This is a genomic window from Picosynechococcus sp. PCC 7003, from assembly GCF_001693255.1.
Lineage (GTDB): Bacteria > Cyanobacteriota > Cyanobacteriia > Cyanobacteriales > MRBY01 > MRBY01.
Map to the genome: position 1 here is coordinate 1290951 of NZ_CP016474.1, position 26585 is coordinate 1317535.

At 49.3% G+C, this 26585-nt stretch carries 22 protein-coding genes; 10 read left to right on the forward strand and 12 right to left on the reverse strand.

Annotated features, from left to right (window positions below):
* Nucleotides 1–13: 13 nt before the first annotated feature.
* Entirely contained in the window at nt 14–1642 is a 1629-nt protein-coding gene (locus AWQ21_RS06175) for an NB-ARC domain-containing protein (RefSeq protein WP_065713778.1), read from the reverse strand.
* 444 nt (nt 1643–2086) lie between these two features.
* Between AWQ21_RS06175 and AWQ21_RS06180 the strand changes: the two genes are divergently transcribed.
* Nucleotides 2087–3013, forward strand: a complete 927-nt coding sequence (locus tag AWQ21_RS06180; protein ID WP_065713779.1) for an FTR1 family protein — start codon at nt 2087–2089, stop codon at nt 3011–3013.
* Between the two features lie 9 nt (nt 3014–3022).
* Here the strand turns inward: AWQ21_RS06180 and AWQ21_RS06185 are convergent, their stop codons facing one another.
* Both AWQ21_RS06185 and AWQ21_RS06190 read right to left on the reverse strand, forming a co-directional pair.
* Nucleotides 3023–3607: a hypothetical protein gene (locus AWQ21_RS06185; RefSeq protein WP_065713780.1), complete on the reverse strand. Its 585-nt coding sequence runs from the start codon at nt 3605–3607 to the stop codon at nt 3023–3025.
* A 223-nt stretch (nt 3608–3830) separates the two neighbouring features.
* Nucleotides 3831–4595 (reverse strand): dienelactone hydrolase family protein, encoded by a 765-nt coding sequence (locus AWQ21_RS06190; RefSeq protein ID WP_065715245.1) that lies wholly within the window; start codon nt 4593–4595, stop codon nt 3831–3833.
* A 207-nt stretch (nt 4596–4802) separates the two neighbouring features.
* Here AWQ21_RS06190 and AWQ21_RS06195 point away from each other — a divergent pair, with 207 nt between their 5' ends.
* Nucleotides 4803–6239: an NAD(P)/FAD-dependent oxidoreductase gene (locus AWQ21_RS06195; protein ID WP_065713781.1), complete on the forward strand. Its 1437-nt coding sequence runs from the start codon at nt 4803–4805 to the stop codon at nt 6237–6239.
* Here AWQ21_RS06195 and folP read toward each other — a convergent pair.
* From folP to AWQ21_RS06210, 3 genes are read right to left on the reverse strand one after another with little or no spacing between them, the layout of a single operon-like run.
* A complete protein-coding gene (gene folP / locus AWQ21_RS06200; RefSeq protein WP_065713782.1) occupies nt 6217–7074 on the reverse strand; it encodes a dihydropteroate synthase in 858 nt (285 codons plus the stop codon). The two genes, AWQ21_RS06195 and folP, sit on opposite strands and share 23 nt — an antisense overlap.
* A gap of 3 nt (nt 7075–7077) precedes the next feature.
* Nucleotides 7078–7860: an exodeoxyribonuclease III gene (gene xth / locus AWQ21_RS06205; RefSeq protein WP_065713783.1), complete on the reverse strand. Its 783-nt coding sequence runs from the start codon at nt 7858–7860 to the stop codon at nt 7078–7080.
* A gap of 22 nt (nt 7861–7882) precedes the next feature.
* Nucleotides 7883–9013 carry a saccharopine dehydrogenase family protein gene (locus AWQ21_RS06210; protein WP_065713784.1) on the reverse strand — a complete coding sequence of 377 codons (1131 nt, stop codon included), beginning with the start codon at nt 9011–9013 and terminating at the stop codon, nt 7883–7885.
* A gap of 351 nt (nt 9014–9364) precedes the next feature.
* On the opposite strand from AWQ21_RS06210, the gene AWQ21_RS06215 reads away from it, so the two are divergent.
* The 3 genes from AWQ21_RS06215 to AWQ21_RS06225 all read left to right on the forward strand — a co-directional run bounded on the left by AWQ21_RS06215 (nt 9365) and on the right by AWQ21_RS06225 (nt 13814).
* Nucleotides 9365–9694: an STAS domain-containing protein gene (locus AWQ21_RS06215; protein ID WP_065713785.1), complete on the forward strand. Its 330-nt coding sequence runs from the start codon at nt 9365–9367 to the stop codon at nt 9692–9694.
* 118 nt (nt 9695–9812) lie between these two features.
* Nucleotides 9813–13301, forward strand: coding sequence for a transcription-repair coupling factor (gene mfd, locus AWQ21_RS06220; protein WP_065713786.1), 3489 nt, complete (start codon nt 9813–9815; stop codon nt 13299–13301).
* A 48-nt stretch (nt 13302–13349) separates the two neighbouring features.
* Nucleotides 13350–13814 (forward strand): plastocyanin/azurin family copper-binding protein, encoded by a 465-nt coding sequence (locus AWQ21_RS06225; RefSeq protein ID WP_065713787.1) that lies wholly within the window; start codon nt 13350–13352, stop codon nt 13812–13814.
* Nucleotides 13815–13900: 86 nt separating this feature from the next.
* On the opposite strand, the gene AWQ21_RS06230 is transcribed toward AWQ21_RS06225, so the two are convergent.
* Together AWQ21_RS06230 and AWQ21_RS06235 are read right to left on the reverse strand one after the other, a co-directional pair.
* Entirely contained in the window at nt 13901–14239 is a 339-nt protein-coding gene (locus tag AWQ21_RS06230; protein ID WP_012306905.1) for a P-II family nitrogen regulator, read from the reverse strand.
* 123 nt (nt 14240–14362) lie between these two features.
* On the reverse strand, nt 14363–14803 hold the full coding sequence (locus tag AWQ21_RS06235; protein WP_065713788.1) for a thioesterase family protein: 441 nt from the start codon (nt 14801–14803) through the stop codon (nt 14363–14365).
* A 52-nt stretch (nt 14804–14855) separates the two neighbouring features.
* Between AWQ21_RS06235 and AWQ21_RS06240 the strand changes: the two genes are divergently transcribed.
* Together AWQ21_RS06240 and AWQ21_RS06245 are read left to right on the forward strand one after the other, a co-directional pair.
* Nucleotides 14856–16079 (forward strand): hypothetical protein, encoded by a 1224-nt coding sequence (locus AWQ21_RS06240; protein ID WP_157094709.1) that lies wholly within the window; start codon nt 14856–14858, stop codon nt 16077–16079.
* Nucleotides 16080–16146: 67 nt separating this feature from the next.
* Nucleotides 16147–17022, forward strand: a complete 876-nt coding sequence (locus AWQ21_RS06245) for a hypothetical protein (protein ID WP_232315086.1) — start codon at nt 16147–16149, stop codon at nt 17020–17022.
* On the opposite strand, the gene bioF is transcribed toward AWQ21_RS06245, so the two are convergent.
* Both bioF and polA read right to left on the reverse strand, forming a co-directional pair.
* A complete protein-coding gene (bioF, locus tag AWQ21_RS06250; protein ID WP_065713791.1) occupies nt 17019–18206 on the reverse strand; it encodes an 8-amino-7-oxononanoate synthase in 1188 nt (395 codons plus the stop codon). The two genes, AWQ21_RS06245 and bioF, sit on opposite strands and share 4 nt — an antisense overlap.
* Nucleotides 18207–18208: 2 nt before the next feature.
* Nucleotides 18209–21124 carry a DNA polymerase I gene (gene polA, locus AWQ21_RS06255; RefSeq protein WP_065713792.1) on the reverse strand — a complete coding sequence of 972 codons (2916 nt, stop codon included), beginning with the start codon at nt 21122–21124 and terminating at the stop codon, nt 18209–18211.
* Between the two features lie 186 nt (nt 21125–21310).
* Between polA and AWQ21_RS06260 the strand changes: the two genes are divergently transcribed.
* Entirely contained in the window at nt 21311–22135 is an 825-nt protein-coding gene (locus AWQ21_RS06260; protein ID WP_065713793.1) for a bifunctional 2-polyprenyl-6-hydroxyphenol methylase/3-demethylubiquinol 3-O-methyltransferase UbiG, read from the forward strand.
* 100 nt (nt 22136–22235) lie between these two features.
* Here the strand turns inward: AWQ21_RS06260 and ilvC are convergent, their stop codons facing one another.
* The gene (gene ilvC / locus AWQ21_RS06265; RefSeq protein ID WP_065713794.1) at nt 22236–23231 is read right to left on the reverse strand and encodes a ketol-acid reductoisomerase; all 996 of its coding nucleotides are present in this window, start codon (nt 23229–23231) and stop codon (nt 22236–22238) included.
* A gap of 353 nt (nt 23232–23584) precedes the next feature.
* Here ilvC and map point away from each other — a divergent pair, with 353 nt between their 5' ends.
* Entirely contained in the window at nt 23585–24355 is a 771-nt protein-coding gene (gene map / locus AWQ21_RS06270) for a type I methionyl aminopeptidase (protein WP_065713795.1), read from the forward strand.
* Between the two features lie 13 nt (nt 24356–24368).
* Nucleotides 24369–24710: a hypothetical protein gene (locus tag AWQ21_RS06275; protein WP_065713796.1), complete on the forward strand. Its 342-nt coding sequence runs from the start codon at nt 24369–24371 to the stop codon at nt 24708–24710.
* Nucleotides 24711–24933: 223 nt separating this feature from the next.
* Here the strand turns inward: AWQ21_RS06275 and tig are convergent, their stop codons facing one another.
* A complete protein-coding gene (tig, locus tag AWQ21_RS06280; protein WP_065713797.1) occupies nt 24934–26298 on the reverse strand; it encodes a trigger factor in 1365 nt (454 codons plus the stop codon).
* Nucleotides 26299–26585: the final 287 nt, after the last annotated feature.

The window sequence follows — 26585 nt, forward strand, 5'->3', positions numbered from 1 at the left end:
ATTGCTGGATCGGCTAGAGAAAATAGGTCGTCAAAGTTTCATATAGGAGAGTGAGATTGGCTTGGCTATAGTCATGCCGGAGGGGAGTGGCAGGGGGAATATTGTGGAGCAGTCGCCGCAAATTTGCTTGGATTTGAGAAAAATCCCGGTAACGGTTTTGAAGTCCCTTCAGAATTGGACAAATGACAGGTGAAGCCAGGATATTCGGATCGGCTCCGTTGGGCATGAGGGGGTAACGTTTGAGGTGATTAAAATTGGTTTGGGGGAGGGTGGCGATCGCCTGGATAATTTCTTGGCAACATTCCCGGGTAAATTCCTGGGCGAGGTAACGCTGGATCGAAGGTTGCAGGCCAAAGTAGGGCTGATGATTTTCTTTTTTATCTAGGAGGAAGCGTCGATCAAGGGAGCGCACCGCATCCCAAACTTCACTGGCGAAGGACATTTCTAAATGGTAGTTGGCTTGCAGTTGTTCGAGGGTAATGGACTTGCCCCACAACATCAGCCAGTAGAGCACTTCCTGTTCGGAGTTGCTAATGCGACAGGTGAGACTGTAGAGAATATCCCGTAGGGTATTGCCACCGATAATCGTTTCTTGATTTTGAAATTGCATCACAGAACCGCCGTACCATTCTTGAATTCCCGTGGCGATTAACCGGAGCTTGAGGGGGTTGCCACGATAGGTCTCGACCAAATCAGCCCACAGTTCTTGATCTTGGAGGTTGTATTCCTGGAGAATCTGCTGGGCCACTAAATTACTAAGGCCTTCGACGGTAATCAGGGTGACCTTGGGGTTGTCTGTGGCCAAGGCTTCGATGGACGGGGAATTTTCCCTGGAAATAATGACGACAGTACCCGCTAGGGTCTGGTGGGCGATCGCCTCTAAAAATTCCACATACATTGTATGTTGTGGTTGATAGTTCCCCGATAGACAAGCGGTGGTAAAGAGCAGTTCCCAGTGATCAAAGACTAAGATCTTCGGCTGCTGCTGCAAATAATCCTGGAGTTGGGCGATCGCCCCGTCGGGGTGGTCTTCTAAGGCCCATTCCTGCTGAATCAAAGCCCAATTTTGATCAAACATGAGGCGATCGCTAAGGTTGCACCAAAGGGTATTTTCCTGGAGGGGTGGGTGGTGCCGGAGCACTTCACTAACCAGGGTGGTCTTGCCTAGGCCGCCACCGCCTAGCACAAAGATTAACGAAATACCCCGTTGTTGGAGTTGTTGCCCCAGGGTACGCAGGGTTGACTCTTGGTTATAAAAACGATTTTTGTTTCTGGGAATACCTTGGTACTGGGGTAGCGTTGGCGCTGGCACTTGGGGTTCTGTGGCCGTGGCCATGCCGTTGGGGACGATTTTATCGACCGCTGCCTTTTCTTGCTCCGAGAGCTGCTCATATTTAGTAGTCAAAGCCAACTGGAGTGAACGAATCCCCACCCGTTGGTTACAATAACGTCCGAGGCGTTTCCAGAGATCTGGAGCAATGACTCGTTTGACATAGCTGTGGGAATAGCCATCGATCTGAATATCTTTTAATTTGTACCCTTCCAACGCCCGCAGCAATAGCTCTTGGCGCAGTCCATCCAGGGGGTCTCCATGTTTGTGACTGAGCCAAATACAAAGCTGAAGGAGCGTGAGGTTGGTCATGTGGCATTATTCGATGAATTTTAGGTGACGACGGCAATAGACAATGCTCTGCTACACACTAAGATGACTATCTAAGAGTTTATCTGTATTCCTTTCCTTCCTGGCGCGATCGCCCAAAAGTTGTGAATAATATGACTTTATGAATAAAGTGACTTTCTGAAATCGTCGATGAGCAGCAAAATGTTGCAAAAGATGCATTGCAAGCATTTCCGTGGCGTTTTATTTTTGACCTCTCAGTCAAGATAGGGGCATTCCGTTTACGCGGTTAAGCATCTATCGTGATGACCCGTCGCTTTTATGCGAAATTGAGGGGCAAAATATTCATCACCGCGATGGTGGGCAGCAGAGACTTTTGGCGATCGCCCAGACCCTAGAGAAAAATCCTTTAGGATCAAAAAATCGTTGTGCAAGCGAAAAACACCACCGAAATTGATGGGATCAGTTATGGAAATTAGTGCAGCATTACCCGCCTTTGTGATTACGTTGCGGGAGGGCTTTGAAGCGGCCCTAGTGGTCGGCATCGTCTTGGCTTGTCTGGCTAAAGCGCAGCAGATGTCTTTACAAAAGTGGGTCTATGGCGGCATTGGTGCCGGGTTGGGGGCGAGTGTCCTGGTCGGCTGGGGTCTGTGGGGACTGCTGTTACAGGTGGCGACGGCGGATGGGGCCTATGCACCGGTTTTTAAACAAATTCTGGAGGGGAGTTTTGGGATTGTGGCGATCGCCATGTTGAGTTGGATGCTCATTTGGATGACCCGCCAGGCCAAATCCCTAAAATCAGACGTCGAAGGGGCACTACAAGCAGCACTCCAGGATAGAGAAACGGCGGCCTGGGCGGTATTTTCCCTGATTTTTATCGCGGTGCTCCGGGAAGGATTTGAAACAGTGATTTTCATTGTGGCCCAGTTCCAAGGGGGGTGGCTGATGCCGAGTCTTGGGGCGATCGCGGGCTTGACCGTGGCAACGGTGCTGGGATTTCTCCTTTTTGCCCTGGGGGTACGGCTGAATATCAAGTTATTTTTTCAGGTGATGGGAATCTTTTTGCTGCTAATTATTGCGGGGCTGGTGGTCGGTGTTTTAAAGCACATCGATGCGGCGATCGCCCTCTTTGCCCAGATCCAAACCCAATATCAGGCCCTCTGCATTTCCCCCGCCCCAGCTTGTGTGTTGGGGATTCAGCTTTGGGATTTATCAGAAATTTTACCCGACAAACAGTTTCCAGGGATTCTGTTGAAATCTCTGTTGGGTTATCGCCAAAAAATTTACCTGGCCCAGGCGATCGCCTATGTGCTCTTTCTCAGTTCCGTTGGCACACTCTATCTTTATAGCCTCGGTTTATTCCGTAGAACCGAGGCTCCTTCCGTGAAACCTTAGGACAATCGGCTAATCATCGTAATCGTATGAACGCACGCGACCACATTGCCGCAGCAGATAAGGGGGCACTGGGTTGCCGCGATAATATTCCTGTCGCCACCGGGCCGGTAAGCAACTCGCATCGATGCCGTAGTTAAACCCGCGCTGATAACGGTAGTTATTGTAATTGTTGTAGTTACGGTCGAAAAGAACACCGAGAATAATGTCACGGATCAAATTGTCATTCCCCCTAGGCAGACCGAAAGTTTGGAACAGGCTCCGACGCAGATTTTGGTCGCGTCTTAGAAAGTAAAAAAGCTCGCGGGGGATGCGGTTATTGTAATTGCGATCAATGTCATTAAAAATCCCGTCCCAGGAAGAAACTTCATCTCGCCAGTCGTATTGACGATATGGATATCTGTGGCGATCGTCGTCGTCATCATCCCAATCATCATCGTCATCATAATCCCAACGATATCGATAGTATTCGTAGGAATTTTCTGGGGTGTTGTTTCGTCTGGGGCCAGCATTGGCCGGTAAGGTAGGCAGTAATGACCCTAAAGTCAGGAGGGGAATCAGGCCCAGTAGTACCCATTGGCGTGTAAAGGGTTTCATGGTGCTAAATATCCTGTTCAATTCAATTCTCTGTAGAAATCCATGACAGATTAAGCCACAAAAAAGTTTCCCAATGGGCGTGAAATTAGTGATGAAAAAATATTTGTACTGATTAATGTTTTACCGTGACGAAAAAAATAAAAAAGCAAGCTTGAAATGATATTTTTCCAAAACTTGCTGACAACTAACTGTACTTTTTCCTGAAGTATGGAATTGGTCTCATTTAGAAGACTGTTTTTAAAAATTCAAGTAGTTCATCCCAAGATTTGAGATCAGCTTGGGGGTCATAGTCGCTAGAATCCCATTTGGTAAAGGAATGGAGGGCACCCCCATAAATTTCCATATCGTAGGTCACACCCGCAGTATTCAAATCCGTGGCGAGGGCGGCCACTTCAGCGATGGGAGATACAGGATCGGCAGACCCATGGAGCACTAAAACGGAACCTGTGGTTTCACTGTAGTCTTGACCTTCTGGCAGGGCTAAGCCGCCGTGGAAAGAAACAAAGCCGTCGAGATCCGCCCCTGACCGGGCCATTTCTAGCACCGCCGAACCACCAAAGCAATAGCCCATGATCGCGACTTTTTCTGGGTCAACTCCTTCGAGTTGCTTGGCGACCTCAAGGCCTGCTTGTAATCTTTCACGCATCAGTTGGCGATCGCCATAGAGTTTGCCACTTTCTGCCTGGGATTCAGCAACATTTTTAGGTCGTACCCCCTGACCATAAAGATCGACGGCGAGTACCGTATAACCTTGGGTCGAGAGCATATTGGCGCGCATTTTTTCGTAGCGGTCGAGGCCATCCCAATCATGCACAAGCAAGACAACGGGCTGATTATCCCCAAAGCCTTCATTGCGGGCGACATATCCCTCAAAGGGTTGGTCGTCAATGTTATAAACCATGGGATAGGCAACAACATCCGCCTGGGCCGGTAGGCTGAAGCCAGCACCCACCATCAGAGTTAGGCCAAATAATAGTTTTCGTAACATTTTTAAAGGAGCTCCCATCAAGTGAATCAACTCGTATTGTACTGATTTCAGGCGATCGCCTCTTGGCTTGGGGGAAGCGGGGCGCAAAACTGAAGTTAAGCAGAAAAAGAGTTAAAAATTTCCTGAAAATCATGGTGCTAAGGGTTTGGAAGGAAAAATTTCGCGCAAAATAAAGACAACTGACCAAACTCATGGAGACGGTAAGCTGTGGCTGTGGATTACGATATTGTCATCATTGGCGGTGGTTCTGGGGGCCTAGTGGTCGCCAGTGCAGCAGCCCAGTTAAAGGCAAAGGTAGCCCTCGTGGAAAAAGATCGCCTTGGGGGAGATTGCCTCTGGTATGGGTGCGTTCCCAGTAAGTCTTTTCTCCATGCGGCAAAGGTTGCCCACCAAGTGCGCCATGGGGGGCGGGTTGGCGTCCACACAAAACCGCCGGAAATCAATTTTTCAGAGGCGATGGGTCATGTGCAAAAGGCGATCGCCACCATTGAACCCCACGATTCCCCAGAACGGTTTACGGAGTTGGGGGTCGAGGTGATTTTTGGCGATGGTCAGTTTCTCGACAGCAAAACTTTTCGGGTCAATGGTCGCAAACTAACGGCGCGCGCCTTTGTGATTGCCACCGGATCACGGCCCGCTGTTCCCCCGGTTGACGGACTCCAGGAAGCGGGTTTTATTACTAATGAACAGGTGTTTTCCCTCACAGAACAGCCAGAATCCCTCGCGGTGATTGGGTCGGGGCCGATCGGTTGTGAGTTGGGGCAAGCGTTTCACCGTTTGGGGACGGAAGTGACGCTGTTTGCAAGCCGCGATCGCCTGTTACCCAAAGAAGACCCCGATGTTGCCGCCGTCCTCGAGCAACAATTTAACCAAGAAGGAATCACCATTCTGAAAAATGCCCGGTTAAAGCGGGTGGAAATGGTCAAAGGCAAAAAACATCTCTACACCGAGGATGATTCCCAGGTGGCGGCGATCGCCGATAAAATCCTCCTGGCCACAGGCCGCACCCCCAATGTCAAATCCCTAAACCTAGAAGCCGCTGGGGTAGACTACGATAGCCAAGGAATTTGCGTTAATGACAAACTCCAAACGACTAATAGCCGGATCTATGCCTGTGGCGATGTGATTGGCGGCTATCAGTTCACCCATGTGGCCGGTTACGAAGCCGTTGTGGTGCTCCAAAATGCCCTAAATCCCTTGCAACTATTTCTTAAAAGCGTTGATTATCGCGTAATCCCCTGGGCGACCTTTACTGATCCGGAGGTGGGACGGGTTGGCATGACCGAGGAACAAGCCCGTAAACGCCACGGTGATGTACTGATTTTGAAAGTGCCCTTTGCGTCAGTGGATCGGGCCCAGGCGGAGGATTCTACCGTGGGCTTTCATAAGTTGATCGTGCGTCACAACGGTGAAATCCTGGGGGCGCATCTGGTGGGGCCGATGGCCGGGGAGCTCATCCATGAAGTTGTTTTGGCCATGACCTATCGCCTGCCGGTTGCGGCCTTAACGGGGATTCATATCTACCCGACCTTGAGCGAAATCAATAGTAAAACAGCGCTGCTGCTCTCCAAGAAAAAATACGCCGATAACGAAAAACTCCAAAGTTTCCTAACGAAGTTTTTTAGCTTTCTGCGTTCCCTCTAGGCCGCCAAATCACATCAGCAATTTTCGCGACATCGATCATCTCTGGCCCATCGTGCACCCGGAGGATATCCGCCCCAAAGGCGATCGCCCCCGCACAGGCCGCCGCTGTCCCCCACACCCGTTGCGTGGGATCTGGTTTATTGAGGATGTGGCCAATAAAACTTTTGCGGGACGGCCCCACCAGGAGCGGGTAACCCAGATCGCGAAAGTCTTGGAGCTGGCGAATGAGATCATAATTTTGCAGGGCTGTTTTCGCAAAGCCAATGCCCGGATCAAGGATTAGGTGATTTTTCGGGATTCCCAAAGCTAAGGCGGCATCGATGCGCTCCTGGAAGAAATTTTTTAGATCGGCGATCAAATCTTGGTAGTCCGTCAGACTTTGCATCGTTTCCGGGGTGCCCCGGATGTGCATCAAAATAATTGGCACGTTCAAATCCCGCACCACCGTCAGCATCTGGTCGTCAAAGGTGGCTCCGGAAATATCGTTCACTATATCGGCCCCGGTAGCGATCGCCTTTTGGGCCACTGCCGCCCGGGTGGTATCGATGGAAATCACCGTCTGAAATTTTTCTCGAATGGCTCGAATCACAGGAATGGTGCGATCTAGTTCTTCTGTCAGGGAAATTTGCGCCGATCCAGGGCGAGTAGACTGACCGCCAATGTCGAGGATATCAATGCCTGCGGCGACCATTTTTTCGGCTTGGGCTACTGCTGAAGCCACGGAGTTAAACTGGCCCCCATCACTGAAACTGTCGGGGGTAACGTTGAGAATCCCCATGACATAGGTGCGATCGCCCCAGGTAAAGGTTTGATTTCGGAGTGTAAGTCCTTCCATCAGTTACAGCTCCACAATTACAGGGGTATGGTCACTGGGTTTTTCCCAACCGCGCGGCTCCCGGTCGATCCAACAGCGTTTCGCCTGGCCGTAGAGTTGTTCCGTAAGGTAAATGTGGTCAATGCGCCAACCGCGATTCCGACTAAAGCCCCGCGTCCGATAATCCCACCAGCTAAATTGATCGGCGTCTTGGTTAAATTTGCGGAATACATCCTGAAAGCCGAAGCCGAGAATCTCCGTGAGTGTTTCCCGTTCTGCGGGGGAAGCCATAATGTGATCCGGTTTTTTCGGCATGTAGATATCCCGGTCTTCGAGGGCAATATTAAAATCGCCACACATTAAAATTTCTCGATCGTCTTTGCACAATTCTTTTAAATAGGCCTTGAGAACCTCAAACCAGCCCAGCTTGTAGTCATATTTTTCGCTGCCGACGGCGGAACCATTGGGCACATACAAATTCACCACCCGCACGTTACCAATCACCCCAGAAATCACCCGTTTCTGTTCGTCAAAATCCTGGGCGATCGCCGCACCGACCACAGGTGTAAAACCAATAATCACGTCCTGGAGCTGTTCCCGACTGAGGAGAGCAACGCCATTGTAGGATTTCTGGCCAGAGATCGAGGTGTGGTAGCCTAGGGCTTCGAAGGGCTGCCGGGGAAAGTCTGGGTCTACTACTTTTGTTTCTTGGAGACAGAGCAGATCAACCCCCGTTGTTTCTAACCATTGACAGATATGGGTTTGGCGAGAACGCACCGAGTTCACGTTCCAGGTTGCGATTTCCATGGGCTTCGAGAATTGGACTTAGTTAATTTAGCGTAGTTTGCGGCGACATATCCCCATAACTCCTAGGCGATCGCCTAGGAGTTATGGACCAGGAAAGCTGGAGGTTATACTTTTCGGCCATGGCCATAAACAGCTCCGTGGGAATCATTTGTTCGACCGGGAAGAGACCCGGTTTTGAAACTTGTTCCGTCAAAAGCAGTTCCGCCACGATCGCTACCCCTAAGCCTGCGGCGATCGCCGTGTGTTCATGGACAAAATCCACCGTAACCTGTTGGGGCGTACCATCTTTAGTGCCGCTAACAATCGCTCGCATTGCCACCCCAACCCCCGTAAAAGAATCGGTGAGCTTGGTCATGCCGTAGCTAATTTTGCTAAGACCTTGAATGATGCGGGGATGTTGACGCAGTGGTTCAGGCAATAGGGTGATGGCCCGCGTGAGCTGATTATAAAAATTTGGCAGAGAACCAAATTTTGTGACCACCGTTTTCACTGGGAAGGATTCGGCAAAGGTAAAAGTTTCGGCCACATCAAACCAATACACCGTTGTTTTGCCAATGGGGTTAGGGAAATCAATTGTCGTCGGCTCAGAATAGGGTTGTTTGGCCTGCCAAGTGCCGTCCTGAAAAACGAGAAAAGGCTCCCCCAACCCCAGAAAAGTCGTTGTCATCACCGTTTCTCCGGCGCCCCCGGAACCCGCAACACCATAATAAAGCTCAATTTTGTGCGGTTCGTCGAGCTGCTCTACACCGAGGCGCACCATACTATTAGAAATCCCCGGAAAGACCCCTGCATTACACACTGCGGTGATTCCGGCATCTGTGGCGGCCTGGGTCAAGGGCTTAAGCTTTTGGTACAGGCAACGGTGGTCACTGATGTCAATGTAATTTTTGCCTTGGTGGATGCACGTTTGTAATACTCGACCATCCCGGCGGTGGAATGGCCCCGCACAGTGAATCACCAAATCATGGTTGGTGATCGCCTTTTCTAAAGCCGGTAAATCCTCTAAATCGAGGCGCAAAAATGTTCCCTGGAGTGCCTTTGCCTCTCGCACCGAACGCCCTGTCACCGTCACCGAACCCAGGGGGGCGATCGCCGCTGCCACCCGTTGACCGATGCGGCCCGTGCCCCCCAAAATTAAAATTTGCTTGACCATTGGCGCTGTCCTGTACTCTGGCTTCCACACCTTGGGCATTTTATCAGGCCGCTTCCTGGGGAATGGATTAACGACCCTCCGCACAACCGCAAACCGGAGCCTAAAAGGTCAAATTTTCTCCGCTGGATTTACCTTGGAGTCAGATAATATCAAGGTAGAGACTTCGTTTGTTGCCAAGCCCATGGATTGAAAAGAATAGGTCTGGTTCAAAGGGCGGCAATGTAGACTAAGCTAAAACAGTCCCCCTGGGTCACTACCCTTGAGGACAACGCCTCACCTTCTTTGATCATCAATATTGATTTAAAATCTTTATTCAGTTTTTGCTTCTTTTTCAACAATTCTGCGCTCATTATGGATAACAAAATTGCAGTTTTTCACCCCACGGGCATTTTTGATAATATTAAGTCCCTTGAGTTTAAAGACGATTTACTCAAAAGTATTACCGACGAAAAAAAAGAGGTTGTGATCCTTGATTTTACTGGGATCACGTTTATGGACAGTGCAGGCCTCGGATCATTAGTTTTACTATTAAAAACGGTGCGTACCCACGGGGCAAAAATGATTTTATGTAACGTCAACGAACAAGTGCAAATGCTGTTTGAATTGACCAATATGAACCGTGTTTTTGAAATTTTTGCGACCCAAGCAGACTTCTTTGAACAGCAGGCAGCACAGTCCTAAACAAGTCCCAAAGAGGCAAGGCGATCGCCGTAATTCTGTATTGATTTTGCGGCCCCGTAAAGAACTGTAATACATTGGATGAACCCATGAATGCTTCCTGTCACCGTCGCCATTACCTATGACTTTTTCTTCGGTTGTTCGTTTTTTGAGCCGTGCTGCCCTCACAGCAGAATTAACCCAAAAGCTCCAAACCCAAGGGGAACTCGCTTTAAGTGGTCTGCCCAGACTCCCCAAAGGACTGTTGGCCTCAAGTTTGGCGCAATTGCAGGAGAAAAATTTGTTGGTGGTCTGTGCCACCCTCGAGGAAGCCGGACGTTGGGCCGCCCAGTTAGAGGCCATGGGTTGGGGCCAGGTACTGTTTTATCCCACCTCGGAAGCGTCGCCCTACGAAGCTTTTGATCCAGAATCAGAGATGATTTGGGGGCAGATGCAAACCCTAGGGGCGATCGCCTATGGTCAGTCATCTGCTGTGGGTAAGGGGATGGTTGTGGTGACAACGGAGCGCGCCCTCCAGCCCCATCTGCCGCCCCAAGCGATTTTCCGGGATTATTGCTTGACCTTGCTGCCAGGAGCAGAACTTGATCATTCTGAGGCGATCGCCACCCAGTTAACGCGCCTCGGCTATGAGCGGGTGAACATCGTCGAAACCGAAGGCCAGTGGACCCGTCGGGGCGATATTGTTGATATTTTTCCGGTGTCGGGGGAGTTGCCGGTACGTTTAGATTTTTTCGGTGATCAGTTAGAAAGCATCCGGGAGTTTGACCCCAACAGCCAACGTTCCCTCGATAAAGTAGACCAACTGGTTTTGACCCCCACGGCCTGGGCGCCTTTAATTGGTCAACAAATCCTCGATCCGGCAGATTTACCGCTAACCCCAGAGGAAAAAGAACAATGGGGAGAAGGTGTTTATCCTGAAGGAATGCAACGCTTTTTGGGGGTCGCCTTTGCGGATCAGGTGGCCTCGATCCTGGCGTATCTCCCAGAAAATACGTTGGTGGCCATTGATGAATTGTCCCAATGTCTTGCCCATGGCGATCGCACCTACGAAACTAGCGAGGCCCAGTGGCAGTTGCTCAATGGCGAATCTCCCCTACCCAAAGTTCACCGCAGGGTGCAGGAAAATTTTGACCAGGTTAGCCAACGGTACCAAAAAATTACCTTGACAGAACTCGATGATGTCAGTGAAGCCAGCATCAACCTATCTAGTCGTCCGGTACCGATTACACCGCACCAGTTCGGTAAATTGGCAGAAATTTTGCGCGGTAAACGGGAAATCTATAGCACCATTACCCTTGATAAATACAACGCTTGGCTGGTTTCGGCTCAACCCACACGCTCCGTTTCCCTGCTCCAGGAACATGACTGCGCCGCCCAGTTCATCCCCAATCCTAGGGATTATCCCGCCATCGAAAAACACCAACGCCAAGGCACGGCGATCGCCCTCAAGTACAAGGGCCAAGCAGAACTAGAAGGCTTCATTTTACCCACCTTTAGAATCGCCGTTGTTACCGACCGAGAATTCTATGGCCAACACGCCCTCACTACCTTTGGCTACATCCGAAAACGTCGCCGGGCCGCCTCAAAAACCGTTGATGTTAATAAACTCAATCCCGGTGATTATATTGTCCACAAAAGCCATGGCATTGGTCGCTTTATTAAAATTGAAACCCTGCAAAGCCGGGAATATTTAGTCCTCAAATATGCCGATGGGATCCTCAGAATTCCCGCAGATTCTTTAGATACCCTGTCCCGCTATCGCCACACCGCTAAGGGACGCCCGGAACTCCACCGGATGGGCGGCAAAACCTGGGAAAAAACCAAGGCCAAGGTCAGAAAGTCCGTTAAAAAGTTAGCCGTTGATCTGTTGAAAATTTATGCCCAACGGGCGGAAATGAAGGGCACAACCTACCCAAGCGATGCCCCCTGGCAACAGGAAATGGAGGATTCTTTCCCGTACCAAGCGACCCCAGACCAACTGAAGGCGGTGCAGGATATTAAGCGGGATCTCGAAAGCGATCGCCCAATGGATCGGCTCGTCTGTGGCGATGTGGGTTTCGGGAAAACAGAAGTGGCAATCCGGGCCATTTTTAAAGTGGTCACCGGTGGCCATAAACAGGTGGCGTTATTGGCACCCACCACAATTTTGACCCAACAGCACTACCACACCCTAAAGGAACGCTTTTCCCCCTATCCGATTAATATTGGCCTGTTAAACCGCTTCCGCACCGCCTCCGAACGCAAGGACATTTTGGAGCGGCTCCACAGGGGCGAACTAGACATCGTTGTCGGTACCCAACAACTCCTCGGCAAGGATGTGCAATTTAAGGATCTAGGCTTGCTCGTAGTCGATGAAGAACAACGCTTTGGGGTGAATCAAAAGGAAAAAATCAAAGCCCTCAAAACGAAGGTTGATGTTTTGACGTTGTCCGCAACCCCGATTCCGCGAACCCTGTATATGTCCCTGTCCGGTATTCGGGAAATGAGTTTAATCACGACGCCACCGCCCTCCCGTCGCCCGATCCAAACCCATGTGTCTCGCCATAACCCCGAAATTATCCGCACTGCCATTCGCAACGAATTAGACCGGGGCGGACAAATTTTCTATGTGGTGCCCCGTGTCGAAGGGATTGAGACCATTGCCACCCAATTACAAGAAATGATTCCCTCGGCGCGGGTGGCGATCGCCCATGGGCAGATGAACGAAGCCGATCTCGAAACGACGATGTTGACCTTTAATAACGGCGAGGCGGATATTCTTCTCTGTACGACTATCGTTGAGTCTGGACTCGATATTCCTCGGGTGAACACGATTATCGTTGAAGATGCCCAAAAATTCGGTCTTTCCCAACTCTATCAACTGCGCGGTCGGGTGGGACGTTCCGGCATCCAGGCCCATGCGTGGCTCCTTTATCCCAGCCAAGGAGACCTCACCGAAAAAGCCCGAAAACGGCTGCGGGCCTTGCAAGAGTTTAGTCAACTGGGTTCTGGCTATCAATTGGCGATGCGGGATATGGAAATTCGCGGGGTGGGTAATCTCCTGGGGGCAGAACAGTCCGGGCAAATGGAGGCCATTGGTTTTGATCTATACGTAGAAATGCTCCAGGATTGCATTAGTGAAATTCGCGGCCAGGAAATTCCCCAGGTGGATAATTGCCAGGTGGATCTACGGCTCACGGCCTTTATTCCGAGTAACTACATCACCGATGGTGACCAAAAACTTGATGCCTATCGTCTGATTACCCAGGCCAACTCCAAACCGGAACTGATGCAAATTGCCGCCGATTGGGGCGATCGCTACGGTAAATTACCCTCCTCTGTCGAACAACTGCTCCAGGTCATTGAGCTAAAGATGATTGCCAAGTCCCTCGGATTCTCGCGCATTAAACCCGAAGGCAAACAAAATATCGTCCTCGAAACGCCCATGGAGGAACCCGCCTGGCAGCGCTTCGCCGAAAAGTTACCATCCCATCTCCAGTCCCGCTTTGTGTACACCTCCAAAAAAGTGACGGTGCGGGGTCTAGGGGCAATAAAGCCCCAACAACAATTGGATAGCCTCATCGAGTGGCTCGGCAGAATGCAAGGAGTGTTAGAGGAAGCCGGGGTATAACAGAACCATCAAAGCAACCGAAATTTTCAAGCGTAATGGAGAAAATCAATGGTGTTTAACAAATACTTCGTCCATGGCTATAAAGTGCTGGTTTTACTTGGGCTAATGTTATTTTGTCTGACCCCAGCGGCGATCGCCTTACCGGTACCGGCCCAGCAACCCCTCCAGGAAATGCAGATCCATTTAGGCACAGCCAGCGGCGCCCTAAGATTTGTCCCTGACCAGTTGGAATTTGTCGCCGGCCAACGCTACAAATTGCTGCTCGACAATCCCAGTAATCAAAAACACTATTTCACAGCTAAAGATTTTGCCGACACCAGTTGGACCCAAAAGGTAGAAGCGGGCAAGGTGGAAGTGAAAGGGGCAATCCACGAACTAGAACTCAAACCGGGGGCGATCGCCGAATGGATTTTAATTCCCCAAAAGACCGGCAAGTTTGAACTGCATTGTTCTGTACCCGGCCATGCCGCTGCGGGGATGGTCGGCACCATCCAGGTCATCGCTGGTGCATAAAAAAAACCCCCTCAAACCAAGAGGGAGCCGTAGGGGATAGTTGTGGACAATTTTCAAAAAAATTTAACTGGGCACCAGGGGCGGTTTTAGACAGCTTCGAGGTCTTTTTCCCCGGTCCGAATCCGGACGATTTGATCCACGGGAGAAATGAAGATTTTCCCGTCGCCGATTTCCCCAGTCCGGGCGGCCGCAACAATTTTGTCAACGACTGCATCCACTTGATCATCATCGATGACGATCTCAATCTTGAGCTTTTGGAGAAATTCAACGGTGTACTCAGAACCGCGATATCTTTCTGTTTGTCCTTTTTGGCGACCGAAACCGCGAACTTCAGAAACGGTCATGCCGACGATGCCTGCATTGACGAGGGCGATTTTGACTTCATCGAGTTTGAAGGGACGAATAATGGCTTCTACTTTTTTCATTGAAGTGATGACTCCTCTTAAATAGTCTGAAAATAATGAAAAATAATGGATTAAGTGCGTGAGCTACCTTGTTTTAGCATCACAGGTAAAAAGATATCGTTAGATTCAAGACAATTGTACAGGCTAAATTTTGCTGTCCTCGATTTTTGGTGCATTCCTTAACCATGTTTCGACGGCTAACGGTAGGCCACAACGCTGACGGGTTGAGGGATTGATCGCCACATGGCGAGTGAGGGCCGTGGCCAGGGGCGATTCTGTTGGGGAGTCGTGATTTTCCGTAAAAATCCGGTAAGAAATCTTAAATTGACTAGAATTTTCAGGTTCTGGGTAGAGCTCAATGTCTAGGCGATCGCCCCAGATGATGGGCCGAAAAAAATCGATGGCACTGTGGACAATGGGCAGGGCAACTGTTCCCTCCCGGAGCAACCCAGACCAATCCATCCCACTCTCCGTGAGGCACATCTCATAGGCTTCATGGCAAATGTGGAGAAGCCGCGCAAAATAGACCACCCCGGCGGCATCGGTATCTGCCAAATGAATGGTTCGTTGATAAGCGTAAGCCATAAACTTCGATTCCGAAATCTCTATGGGACAATAAAAGCGTTGTGCCGCAAAAATGACGATGTCTGCTCCAGGCCCCTACCAAAGTAAACTCTTTAACTTTCTCAATCGTCAATCGATCCAGTGGGGAAACCGACTGACCCAGGCCGCCCGTCGCCTCAAAATCACCGTGGAGTGGGGCAGCCAGATCGCCTTGTATCCTTTGTATTTACTCGTGCAAACTAGTCGCGTCGCGGTACGTCAAATTGCCGCCGCCCAAACGGAACGCAAACGCCTTACCCTCGCAGAAGCCGCTACCCAAACGCCAGATTTTCCCCTCAGCACTGCTGAAAGTGAAGGCACAACTCAGCCCCCCCTCCAGGGGATTGCCTGCGACCTCACAACCCAAGACATTTTATTTATTGATCAAGACAATCACACCGTCGAACCCCACCAATCCCAAACGGAACTGCAACGACAAATTAGTTTTCATCTAGGCAGCGTTAACTATCAAAAAAGACAGCAGCATCTCGCGAGTCAAGCGCCAAATCCCCGGATTTTACCCCCGGTTCACGGCCATAACCCCCGGCTTTTGGCCCCGGTGCGTTGGTTGATGCAGGGCTTGAGTTGGCTGGAGCAAAGTCCGGTGGCGATCGCCATTGATCTATTCGGTGAGTCCCACTGGCACACGGCGGTGGTGCCCCCCGAAATTTATTCGCCCCAGTTGTTACCCCCTTTACCCCTTGCCCCAGTGCTTAAGCCCCTGGATCAACGGCTAGCCCAGTTAGAACAGCGGGTTCTCGCACCCACGGTTCCTGCCGAAGCTCTACCACCCCTGCAGCGGTTTTTCCGTAACTGGTTTAAGATCCAACCCACCACCAGTGCCATTACCGCCCCTGACCCTGTTGTCACCCCGAAGCCCTGGCTGACCTGGGCTGATCTCTTCCAGGCCAAAGCAAAGTCTTCCGAGGTTGCGGATCCAGCGAATCTCAATTTGCCTCAGGCCCCACTAACGCCGCTGCCGCCATTGGTAACAACTTTAAATCAACCGATTTCTAGCCCTGAATCAGGGGCGATCGCCACAGTCGAAGCCCAGACCCAGAGCCTAACACGACCAGATGTGCCGCCAAGTTCTACGGAGATCGAAGCCAAACCGGAATGGATTGAAACGGAGGCCCTCAGCGTTGGCTATGAGCAACATTTCTTGGAGCGACTTTTAAAAGCGCTGGATCACCTTTTGGCTTGGGTCGAACATACGGCCAGCCAACTTTTTAAAAAGCTGAATCAATTGAGGAAATAGACAAAACTCAGTCAATGGCGTTGCAACAGACAGGTGTCGTCAGGATCGATGGCCCAACAGGCTAAAATTGGAGTGTTTTCAAGAACATTGGCAGTGGCAGACTATGGTGGCGATCGCGCTTGTGGGTAAAGGACTTAAAAGTATCGGCTTAGGTGCATTGGCCCTGGCGTCTGGAGTCGTAATTATTACCCTGCAACAGTTTCGCCTTGATAGTTTGCAACAGGGCACCGATTTAACTCCAGAAATTGTCGAGCGTCAGGCAAAAACAGAAGCGGCCAGTTTAGACCTGTGGCAACAACTGCCCACCTACGGTTACGACAATTTAGTTTCAGACTGGGTTTTTCTACGGTTTTTACAATATTTTGGGGACGATGAGGCGCGGAGATTGGGCGACTATCGCCTCAGTGCTGATTATTTCGAGGTGATTGTCGATCTCGACCCTTGGTTTAAGGAAGGGTATTACTATCTATCAGGGAGCAGTTCCCTCTATGCTGGCACCCCGGATCGCACCGTCGAGCTATTAAATCGCGGCCTAGCCCAGATGACCCCCACTGTCCCGGATCAAAGTTTTTATCTCTGGCGCATGAAGGCCATTGACGAGCATCTTTTCCTCGGTGATATCCCAGCGGCCATTCAATCCTATAAAACGGCGGCGGCCTGGGCTGCCTACTACGATGACCCCGAAAGTCACAATGCCCAACAACGCTCTGAGGCCAGTGTTGCCTTTTTGGAACGGGATCCCCGCAGTATTATGGCGCGGGTAACGGCTTGGTCGTCGATTTTAGGTCAGGCGCGGGATGTGGAAACCCAGAGACGGGCGATCGCCGAGCTAGAGGCCATGGGGGTAATTGTTCGCATTGATGAAAATGGTCGTCCTCGCTTTGAGGTACCGCCGGAGATCCTAGAGGCGGAAAAAGAAGCGTTCCAAATTGAGGAAGATTAGCCTTGAGATGACCCGGAAAATTCAGCAAAGCACCGCTGGAATACTTCAATAAATCCTTGGATCTGTCGGGGACTATGGGTCGCCATTACCGATACGCGGATGCGACTGGTGGGTACTGTTGGGGGACGAATGGCGGGGGCAAAAAAACCAGCGGCCAAAAGGCGATCGCCCATGGTTAGCGCTTGCTGGGGATTAGCGAGGCCAAAACAAAGTACCGCCGACTCAGAAGGCACCAATTCGTGGTTGCCGAGGGCGCTTTTTAACTGACGAATATTTTCCCAGAGTTGCTGTCGCCGTTGGGGTTCTGCCTGCAAAATATGAATCGCTGCGAGGGCCGCCGCCGTATCCGCCGGGGAGAGTCCGGTAGTATAAATCCAGGTCGGGGCCCGGTTACGGAGAAAATCAATCAGAGCTTTACTGCCCGCCACATAGCCGCCGAGACTGCCCAGGGCTTTGCTGAGGGTGCCCACTTGAATAAGCGGTTGCTGGGTACAGTGAAAATGTTCCACGGCTCCAGCGCCTTTGTTGCCCAAAACCCCAGTCCCATGGGCCTCGTCCACGAGTAACATAGCGGAAAATTCCTTGGCGATCGCCAGTAATTCGGGCAGTAAACACAGATCACCATCCATACTAAAAACGCTATCGGTGGTGATCAGACAACGGCGGTAGTTATGCCGATGGGCTTCGAGGAGCTGGCGTAACCCATCTAAATCGTTGTGGTCATATTCCAACACCGTGGCACCGCTTAATTTCGCCCCATTTTTCAAACTCGAATGGTTGTATTGATCCCCTAAAATCAAGTCTTTTTTATTTGTAATGGCGCTAATGGTGCCAAGATTGGCCAGATAACCGGAACTAAATACCAGAGCCGCTTCGGTTTGTTTGAGATTGGCGATCGCCTGCTCTAGATCTTGGTGGAGTTGTCGGTGGCCACTGGTGAGCCGAGAGCCTGTACTCCCCGTACCCAAAGTTTCGGTGGCTGCTATGGCGGCATCAATTAAACGGCGATCGCTCGCTAAACCCAGATAATCATTGCTGGCAAAATTCACTACGGATTGACCATTTAAGGTGACCGTTGCCCCCGATTGACCCGTGATTGTCTTCGGGTATCGATACCAGTTTGCTTTTTTGATGGTGGCTAAAGAAGTCTCTAGCCAGCCATAAATGGGATCAGGATTAGCCATTTTTACTTTGCATCCAGCCAATTTTTACCGCAGTGAATATCAACGACCAAAGGAATAGATAAAGGTACTGCTTGCTCCATTGTGGTTTTAATTTTAGAGCCTAATTCTTCCCATTCTTCTGGGGGCATCTCAAAGACTAATTCATCGTGGACTTGGAGTAGTAAACGGGCCTGATAATCCTTTAATAATTCATGAATCTGAATCATCGCTACTTTGATAATATCGGCGCTGGATCCTTGAATCGGTGCATTAGCCGCCGCCCGTAATAATTGGGCATCATTATAGGCATAATCAAGGCTATCTAAATCAATCGCTGTGGGGTCAGTCCCTTTTAATTCAATTAAACAGTTACTGATAAAGTCAAAGTTACGCCGCCGCTGCAAAATTGTACTCACGTAACCCTGGGCGATCGCCTGTTTTTTGACTAACTCTAAATATTCAAAAACTTTGGCATAGCGTTCATGGTAGCGGTCAATAAAGGCCCGCCCTTCTTCCTTAGAAACGCCAGCTTCCCGGGCAAACCGTTGGGCGCCCATCCCATAGATCACGCCAAAATTAATAATCTTACCAATGCGTCGTTCTGCAGCAGTTACCGCCTGGGGCGAGTCCCGATCAAAGATCATCTGTGCCGTGACCCGGTGGACATCTTCTCCAGCTTGATAGGCCTGTAATAAAATTGGTTCTTGACTTAAATGGGTCAGGATTCTAAGTTCAATTTGCGAATAGTCCGCCGCGACGAGCACCCAATTTTCTTTCGGAATAAATGCACGCCGAATTCGTTGGGAAAATTCTGTGCGCACCGGAATATTTTGTAAATTCGGATTTGATGAAGAAAGTCGCCCTGTGCTGGTCAAGGTTTGATTGAAATCCGTGTGGATTCTGTTTGTTTTCGGACTAACAAGGGTCGGTAAAGCATCAATGTAGGTAGATTTTAATTTTGCAAGGGTACGATATTCAAGAATGTAATCAATAATCGGGTGATCCCCTTGTAATTTTTCGAGCACAGCGTGATTTGTTGAATAGCCTGTTTTAGTTTTGCGTGTTTTCTTCGTATTTAATCCCAACTTTTCAAAGAGGATTTCTCCTAATTGTTTGGGAGAATTGAGATTAAACCGCTCATCTGCCGCATTGTACGCTTTAGTTTCCAGTTCTATTAGATCCGCCCCCAATTCTTCGGCCAGTTGTTGAAGATAACCTTGGTCAATGCGAATGCCTGTATTTTCCATGGCACACAGCAGTGGTTCTAGGGGCGTTTCAACCTCTTCGAGGAGTTTTTCTAAATCAGGGTAAGCTTTAAGTTCGACTTTTAATTTTTGACAAACTAAATAGGTTGTATAAACATCTAAACCACAATATTCTGCCGCAATGGGAATTTCCAAATCCGCAATGGTCTGTTTTTTAGTTAGTCCCAGATCTTTATAGCTTTTGGCAATAATATTTCCTAGATAACGCAAGCTCAAATCCGTTAAATTATGCTTCATTTCTGGATGTAAAACATAACTCGCCAACATCGTATCAAAAACCACACCAGCTAGGGTGACTCCCTGGTGAGCAAAAATGGCGCGATCAAATTTTGTATTTTGAAAAACTTTTGGATATTTTTCTACTTCTAAAATGGGTTTTAAAGCCTGAAGAATATGTATTTTTTCTAATTGTTTGCCTTCGTGGTGGGCAATGGGAATATAGGCAATATTGCCTGGATCTCTACCCCAACAACAGCCAATACCGACGAGATCGACTTCCCGAGGATCTAAACCAGTGGTTTCTGTATCCCAAGCCACGGGGTGATTGATATCGGTTTGGGTTTTGAGTTGATCGATTAACTCGGTGAGCTTCTCTGTGGTGTCAATAATCAGGGGCTGAATCGGCGAGACAGTTGGGGCTGGGGGCGTCTGGGGCTGATTTTGGTCTGGGGCAGCGAAAATAGAAAGCTGTGCATTGCCGGCTTCGTCAACGGTCATATTATTAGATAGGGCAGCTTCTAGGGTGGGAATCTCGATGGTTTCTGCGCCAAAAAGTTGCTGGATTCTACCAATGTCTTGGATGAATTTTTTTAATTCTAGTTTTGTTAAAATTTCGATTGCTTGTTTGATGTCAAACCCGGTTAGATGAAGCTCATTTAAGGCAATATCCAAGGGTGCATCCTGGGCAATTTCTGCTAATTTTTGGCAATGATAGGCGGCGTCTTTATCGGTTTCTAAGCGTTTTTTAGTAGCGCCCTTAATCTTGTCGAGGTTGGCATAAATATTATCTAAATTGCCAAATTCATGGATGAGTTTAATGGCTGTTTTTTCACCAATGCCCTGGACGCCTTTATAGTTATCAGATGAATCGCCAGCTAGGGCTTTGAAATCTACGACTTGTTCTGGTTTTACACCCAGTTTTGCTTCGACGAGTTCCGGAGTAAATTCTTCGTAACTACCACTTTTGACACCCTTGGTATCAAGGTAGAGAATGCTAATTTTTTGGTCAGGGTTCACCAACTGAAAAAGATCGCGATCGCCAGTTAATATCTTTACCTGTTGGCCTGCTTCACTGGCTTGCCGGGCGAGGGTAGCGAGCACATCGTCAGCTTCGTAGCCCACAGCAGTCACCCGGGAAATATTTAGACTATCAAGGAGATCAAGGAGATTTTCAAAGTCAGGCCGAAAATCATCGGGGGCGGGCTTGCGCTGGGCTTTGTAGTTTTCGTCGGCAGTATGGCGGAAAGTGGGTTCGGGTCGGTCAAAGGCGATCGCCACCGCATCCGGTTTTTGCCGTTTGATTACCTGCACGAGGGCATTAAGAAAACCAAAGCAAATACTTGTCGGAATGCCCGTTGAAGTCCGCAGCGCCCCTTGTCTAGACTTGGCAAAGGCGTAGTAGCAGCGAAAGGCGAGGGAGTGACCATCAATTAGGAGCAGCAGCGGCGTTGTCATTAATATTTACGGAGCAATTCAAAAAACAATCGACTATGATGATCTTCCCATAATCCCGCCATTTCATCACCCCAGGGACTTGTTTTCTCCTAGAAAGGAGATTTTTCTTGCTCTCTAAATTTTAAACAATTTAAAAAATAACTATATTTAATTATCAAAAATCTTGCCCTTTAAATCTTCTAAAACATGAAAAATTTCGACGCTTTTTTTCAGAAAATTTATTCTCAACCCATTGAAACCCGTCAGCATTGGTATGCAGAAGCAACCCAAGCCTATGATCAATATCGCGCTCCCTATGTGCCGGAAATTATTGATTTAATCTGTGAAAAAATCCCGCCAGAAAGTGTCATTCTAGAAATTGGCAGTGGCCCAGGTAACGCGACCCAACATTTTGCCCAACGGGGTTTTTCGTTAATTTGTCTGGAGCCGAACCCCAGGGCCTGTGAATTTGCCACCCAACGCTTTCAGAATGACCCAATTCAAATTATTAACACCACCTTTGAGGAATGGGAACCGACCCCAGAAAAATTTGAGACGATCCTTGCCAGCACTTCTTTTCACTGGTTGCAACCAGACACTAGATGTCAGGCGATCGCCCAGCTACTGAAGCCCCAAGGAAAAATAGTCCTGCTTTGGAATACCGTACCCCAACCCGATCCCAGCATTTTTCAGGATCTATTGCCCCTCTACGAAAAATATATGCCCAGCTTTGCCAGCTTTGAAAATATCGCTGTCCAGGAACAAAATCTCAAAAACATCAGCCAGGGTTTGCTCGATTCAAATTGTTTTCAAAACCTAGAACTAACCCAGGTAATTAAAACAAAAGATTATTCCCCGAACGATTACCTCAAATTACTCACAACCCTCTCCCCCTACATTGCCCTGGATCCTACTATCCGTAGGCAGCTCTTTGATGAACTGGAAATGGTCTTCCAAACCCGAAAAATTCAAATGATTCCCACCCAATATATTTGCGCTGCTCACATTGCCCAAGTAAAACCACCCAATTAAAGGGAGAAAATTTACAAAAAAAGGTGAGAATCCTTGACTCTCACCTACCTCTTTTTAATTCAATATTGTTGTTAAATATTAAATTAATCTAATTTATCGATTAGCTATCTTTCAACCAGCTAAACATTGCCCGGAGATCTTTACCGACAACTTCAATGGGGTGTTCTGCTTCACGGCGACGAATCGCAGTAAATTGTGCTTGGCCCGATTGATTTTCGAGGATGAAGTTCCGAGCAAACTCACCTGTTTGAATCTCCGTCAAAATTTCCTTCATCGCCGCTTTGGTTTCAGCGGTGATCACCCGTGGCCCACTAACGTAGTCACCATACTCAGCGGTGGTAGAAATGCTGTCCCGCATTTTCGCCAGACCACCTTCTACAACGAGGTCAACAATCAGCTTCACTTCATGCAGACACTCAAAGTAAGCCAACTCAGGTTGGTAACCCGCTTCCACGAGGGTTTCGAAACCAGCTTTAATCAGGGCGCTTAGACCGCCACAAAGAACTGCCTGTTCACCGAAAAGATCTGTTTCTGTTTCTTCCCGGAAAGTGGTTTCAAGGATCCCACCGCGAGTACCACCAATCCCTTTTGCGTAGGCCATTGCCAAATCACGGGCTTGACCGGTGGCATCTTGGTAAACCGCGAATAACGCGGGAACCCCTTGGCCCTGCTCATAGGTACGACGCACGAGGTGGCCAGGGCCCTTAGGCGCAACCATTACAACGTCTACATCGGCAGGGGGCACAATTTGACCGAAGTTGATGTTAAACCCATGGGCAAAGGAAAGCACATTACCCGCTTGGAGGTTGGGGAGAATATCTTTGGTGTAGACAGATTTTTGGACATCGTCGGGCAACAAAATCATGATCCAGTCCGCCACTTTTGCTGCTTCTGCAACAGGTAAAACCTTCAGACCTTCTGCTTCGGCTTTGGCGGTGGACTTACTCCCGGCATACAGGCCGATGACGACGTTAATCCCACTGTCTTTTAGGTTGAGGGCATGGGCATGACCCTGGGAACCATAGCCGATAATGGCAACGGTTTTGCCGTTTAACAGATCTAAGTTTGCGTCCGCATCATAATACATGCGAGCCATAGGACAATTCTCCGACGGAAATTACAAAGTTAAGAATATGTGTTAATGCATACTGCAGACTCTGTATTATAGGAGATTGTTGTCAACTGAACTTTTGCGAAGCAAGCTCCACGGAAATTTTTAATAACTTGTGATCAAAGAAGGAAATCTGCATTTTGGATTGCAGCAAACTTTGCTAACCGTTGCATCGATATTTTTATGTTGGCAATTATCTTGGCGATCGCCGCGGATCGCCGCAGCTTTTTCGCGGGACTTGACAGGCGCAGCAATGATTCCCAGAAGGCTTTTGGGGCTGCTACGCTGTTACAATAAACCTCTGATAATTCTGTTGGTCTTACAATCAATAAACTCCCATGGGTAAAGGCATCGTTCTGCTATCAAAACGAGAAATTGAAAAAATGCGCAATGCGGGACGGCTAGCGGCGCAACTCCTCGATTACCTGGAGCCTCTGGTTAAACCGGGAGTGACGACCCTCGAATTGAACGATGCGGCGGAGGAATGGACCCAGAAACATGGGGCGAAAAGTGCTCCCCTCGGTTATGGCAAAAGCAATCCTTACCCAAAGTCTATCTGTACCAGTGTCAATGAGGTAATTTGTCACGGCATTCCCAGTAAGAAAAAAGTCCTCAAGGACGGCGACATCATCAATATCGATGTGACCCCCATTCTCGATGGTTATCACGGTGATACGTCCCGAACCTTTTTTGTGGGTACCCCAGCACCCCGAGTCAAAAAATTAGTCGAAGTGACCGAAAAATGTCTGTACATCGGCATTGAGGCGGCCCAACCCAATGGTCGCATTGGGGATATTGGGGCGGCGATCCAAGAATATGCCGAATCCCAGGGCTATTCAGTGGTGCGTGATTTTGTCGGCCATGGGATTAGTAATGTCTTCCACACAGAACCCCAAGTTCCCCACTATGGCAAACGCGGCAAGGGCACCAAAATTCGTCCGGGGATGGTGTTTACCATCGAACCGATGATCAATGAAGGTACCTATGAGAGTCAATTGCTCAGTGATGGTTGGACCGCAGTCACCAAGGACGGCAAGCTCTCGGCCCAGTTTGAACACACTATTGCCATTACCCCAGAAGGGCCGGAAATTTTGACCCGCAGAGACTAGCCTGATTCATATCATGTCTCCACCAGAATCAAGCCCAGAAAACATTGCTTTAACCTTTGTCCAGGCGTTAGTCCAAGGAACTTTTGAGGTAGCTCATGCTCTCCTGACACCGGCATTGCAACAGCAATATCCAGTGGAACGGTTGCAGCAAGTGTTTGAGGAGATGGTTGCCTATGGTGGGACACCCCCCCATGTTGTAGAGGTGATGGCGACTCTGGCGGATTGGCCTGGGAAAATACAAGAGGATTGGGGTTGGGTTTATGTTGCGGTGGCTGGGGATGACTATGGTGAGGCCGTCACCGTAATTGTGCAAAAAAATTTGCGGATTCGTGATCTTGAGTGGGGCCGTCCCTAGAGCTGATATTGTCTCGCTGCGGGCGGTTCCCCACCGGATTGTATCGGGCGTTGTTGGAGTTGTTGGCTGACCCAAAGGGCGATCACCCCAGAGGGCCCAGAAATTCTAACCCTGGCAGATTAAAAGTTTGTGATTGAACCGTTTGACGACTTTAGGCACCAATAAAAAAGACCCCATCTGGGGTCTCTTCGCAATTAATTTTTAGAGTCTAAGCGTTTAGGCTCTACTCTTCTTCGTCTGCTGCTTCAGCCTCTTCTGCTTCGAGGGTTCCGGCTGGGACAAATTCAATCTCAGACTGTTCTGCGAGCCAATCGAGGGTTGCCTCAATGGTCAGTTCTTCTTTGATAGCTTCCTGGAGCCGCTCTTCATCAAAGCCTTCCTGGAGTTCGGCCTTAGCTTCCTCTAGGCGTTCATTGAATTTGTCGGTGTCAATTTCGATCTTCTCGACCTTGGCAATTTCCGTCAAAATCAAAGAATTGCTGAGACGTTGTTCTGCCTCTGGGCGAGCTGTTTCCCGCAGTTTAGGAATCATATCCTTGGTAAAGATCCGATTCACGTCGATGCCCATGCGGCTGAATTCCATCATCTGCTGGGTGAGTACTGCCGTGATTTCTTCGTTAACGCTTACTTCTGGCAGTTCGGCGCTGTTGTTAGCAGCGAGTTGCTCTAGCAGATAACGACGCACGCTGTTTTTGGTGCTGATTTCGGCGTTTTCTTTTAACTGGGCCTCCAGACTTTCTTGCCAAGCAGCGAGGGTTTCAAATTCTTCGTTGGTGGCTTCGCTGGCAAATTCGTCATCGAGTTCGGGTAACTCGCGGCTCTTGAGTTCCTTGAGGGTTACGGTAAAGGACACCTGTTTCCCGGCCATTTCTTCGTTGCCGTAGTCGTCGGGGAAGGTCACGGTGAATTTTTTGGTTTCTTCGGGTTTCATACCAACAAAACCGTCCACAAAGCCTGGAATAAATTTGCCTTCTTCGAGGTCAAGGGAAAAGTCTTCGGCTTGGGTGCCGGGAATGATGTCTGCTTCTTCTTCGCCAGCGTCGTTGACATAGCGGCCTTCATAATCGGCGATCGCCACATCGCCCATTTGGGCAGCCCGGTCTTCGACGGGGACAAGGGTGGCCAATTCGCGCTGTTTCTGGGTAAGAAATTCATCGAGATCCGCCGGGTCATATTCGCTCTTTTCGGCCTTGAAGCTGAGGCCTTTGTAGCTATTGAGGGTCACGGTGGCGGGGACATCCACGGCAGCCTTGAAGGTGAAGGCTTCACCGGGTTTGTAGGCGCTGATCAGGTCATCGAAGGAAGATTTGAGTTGGAAATTTCCTAGGGCCTCAATGTTTTCTTGGGCGATCGCCGCTTTTAAGCTGTCGTCGATCAAATCCTCAAGGACAGACGCCTTAATGCGATTGGAGCCTAACCGTTGGATCAAAATCTGCTTGGGAACTTTGCCTTTCCGGAAACCGGGGAGGTTCACGGTACGGGCGAGTTTCCGCACTGTTTCATCATAGGCTTTTTGGGTGACGTCAGCGGGGACTTCGATTTCTAGCCCAACTTGGCTGGCAGGAAGCTTTTCCTGGATAACTTTCATCGATGTTTAAAGGTTCTAATATATAAGTTACAACTAAGGGTCTTAGGATAGTTTTTGTTCGTTGGCGATCGCCCCTTTAGGGGTCTGAATTGAGCGCTCCATGATATCCTAAGGTCAGTAACCCAAACGCAGGATTACCCAGAATATGTTTGGGTCGGTCTATTGCGTTCTTACGAGGGGTTAACCTATCTGATAATAGTATAATTAGAGCTTCGATATACAAAGTCTTACGAAAGGGATGCACCAGCTTAGAACGACGAAAGCGGCCCTGCTTACTCTATCCCGAC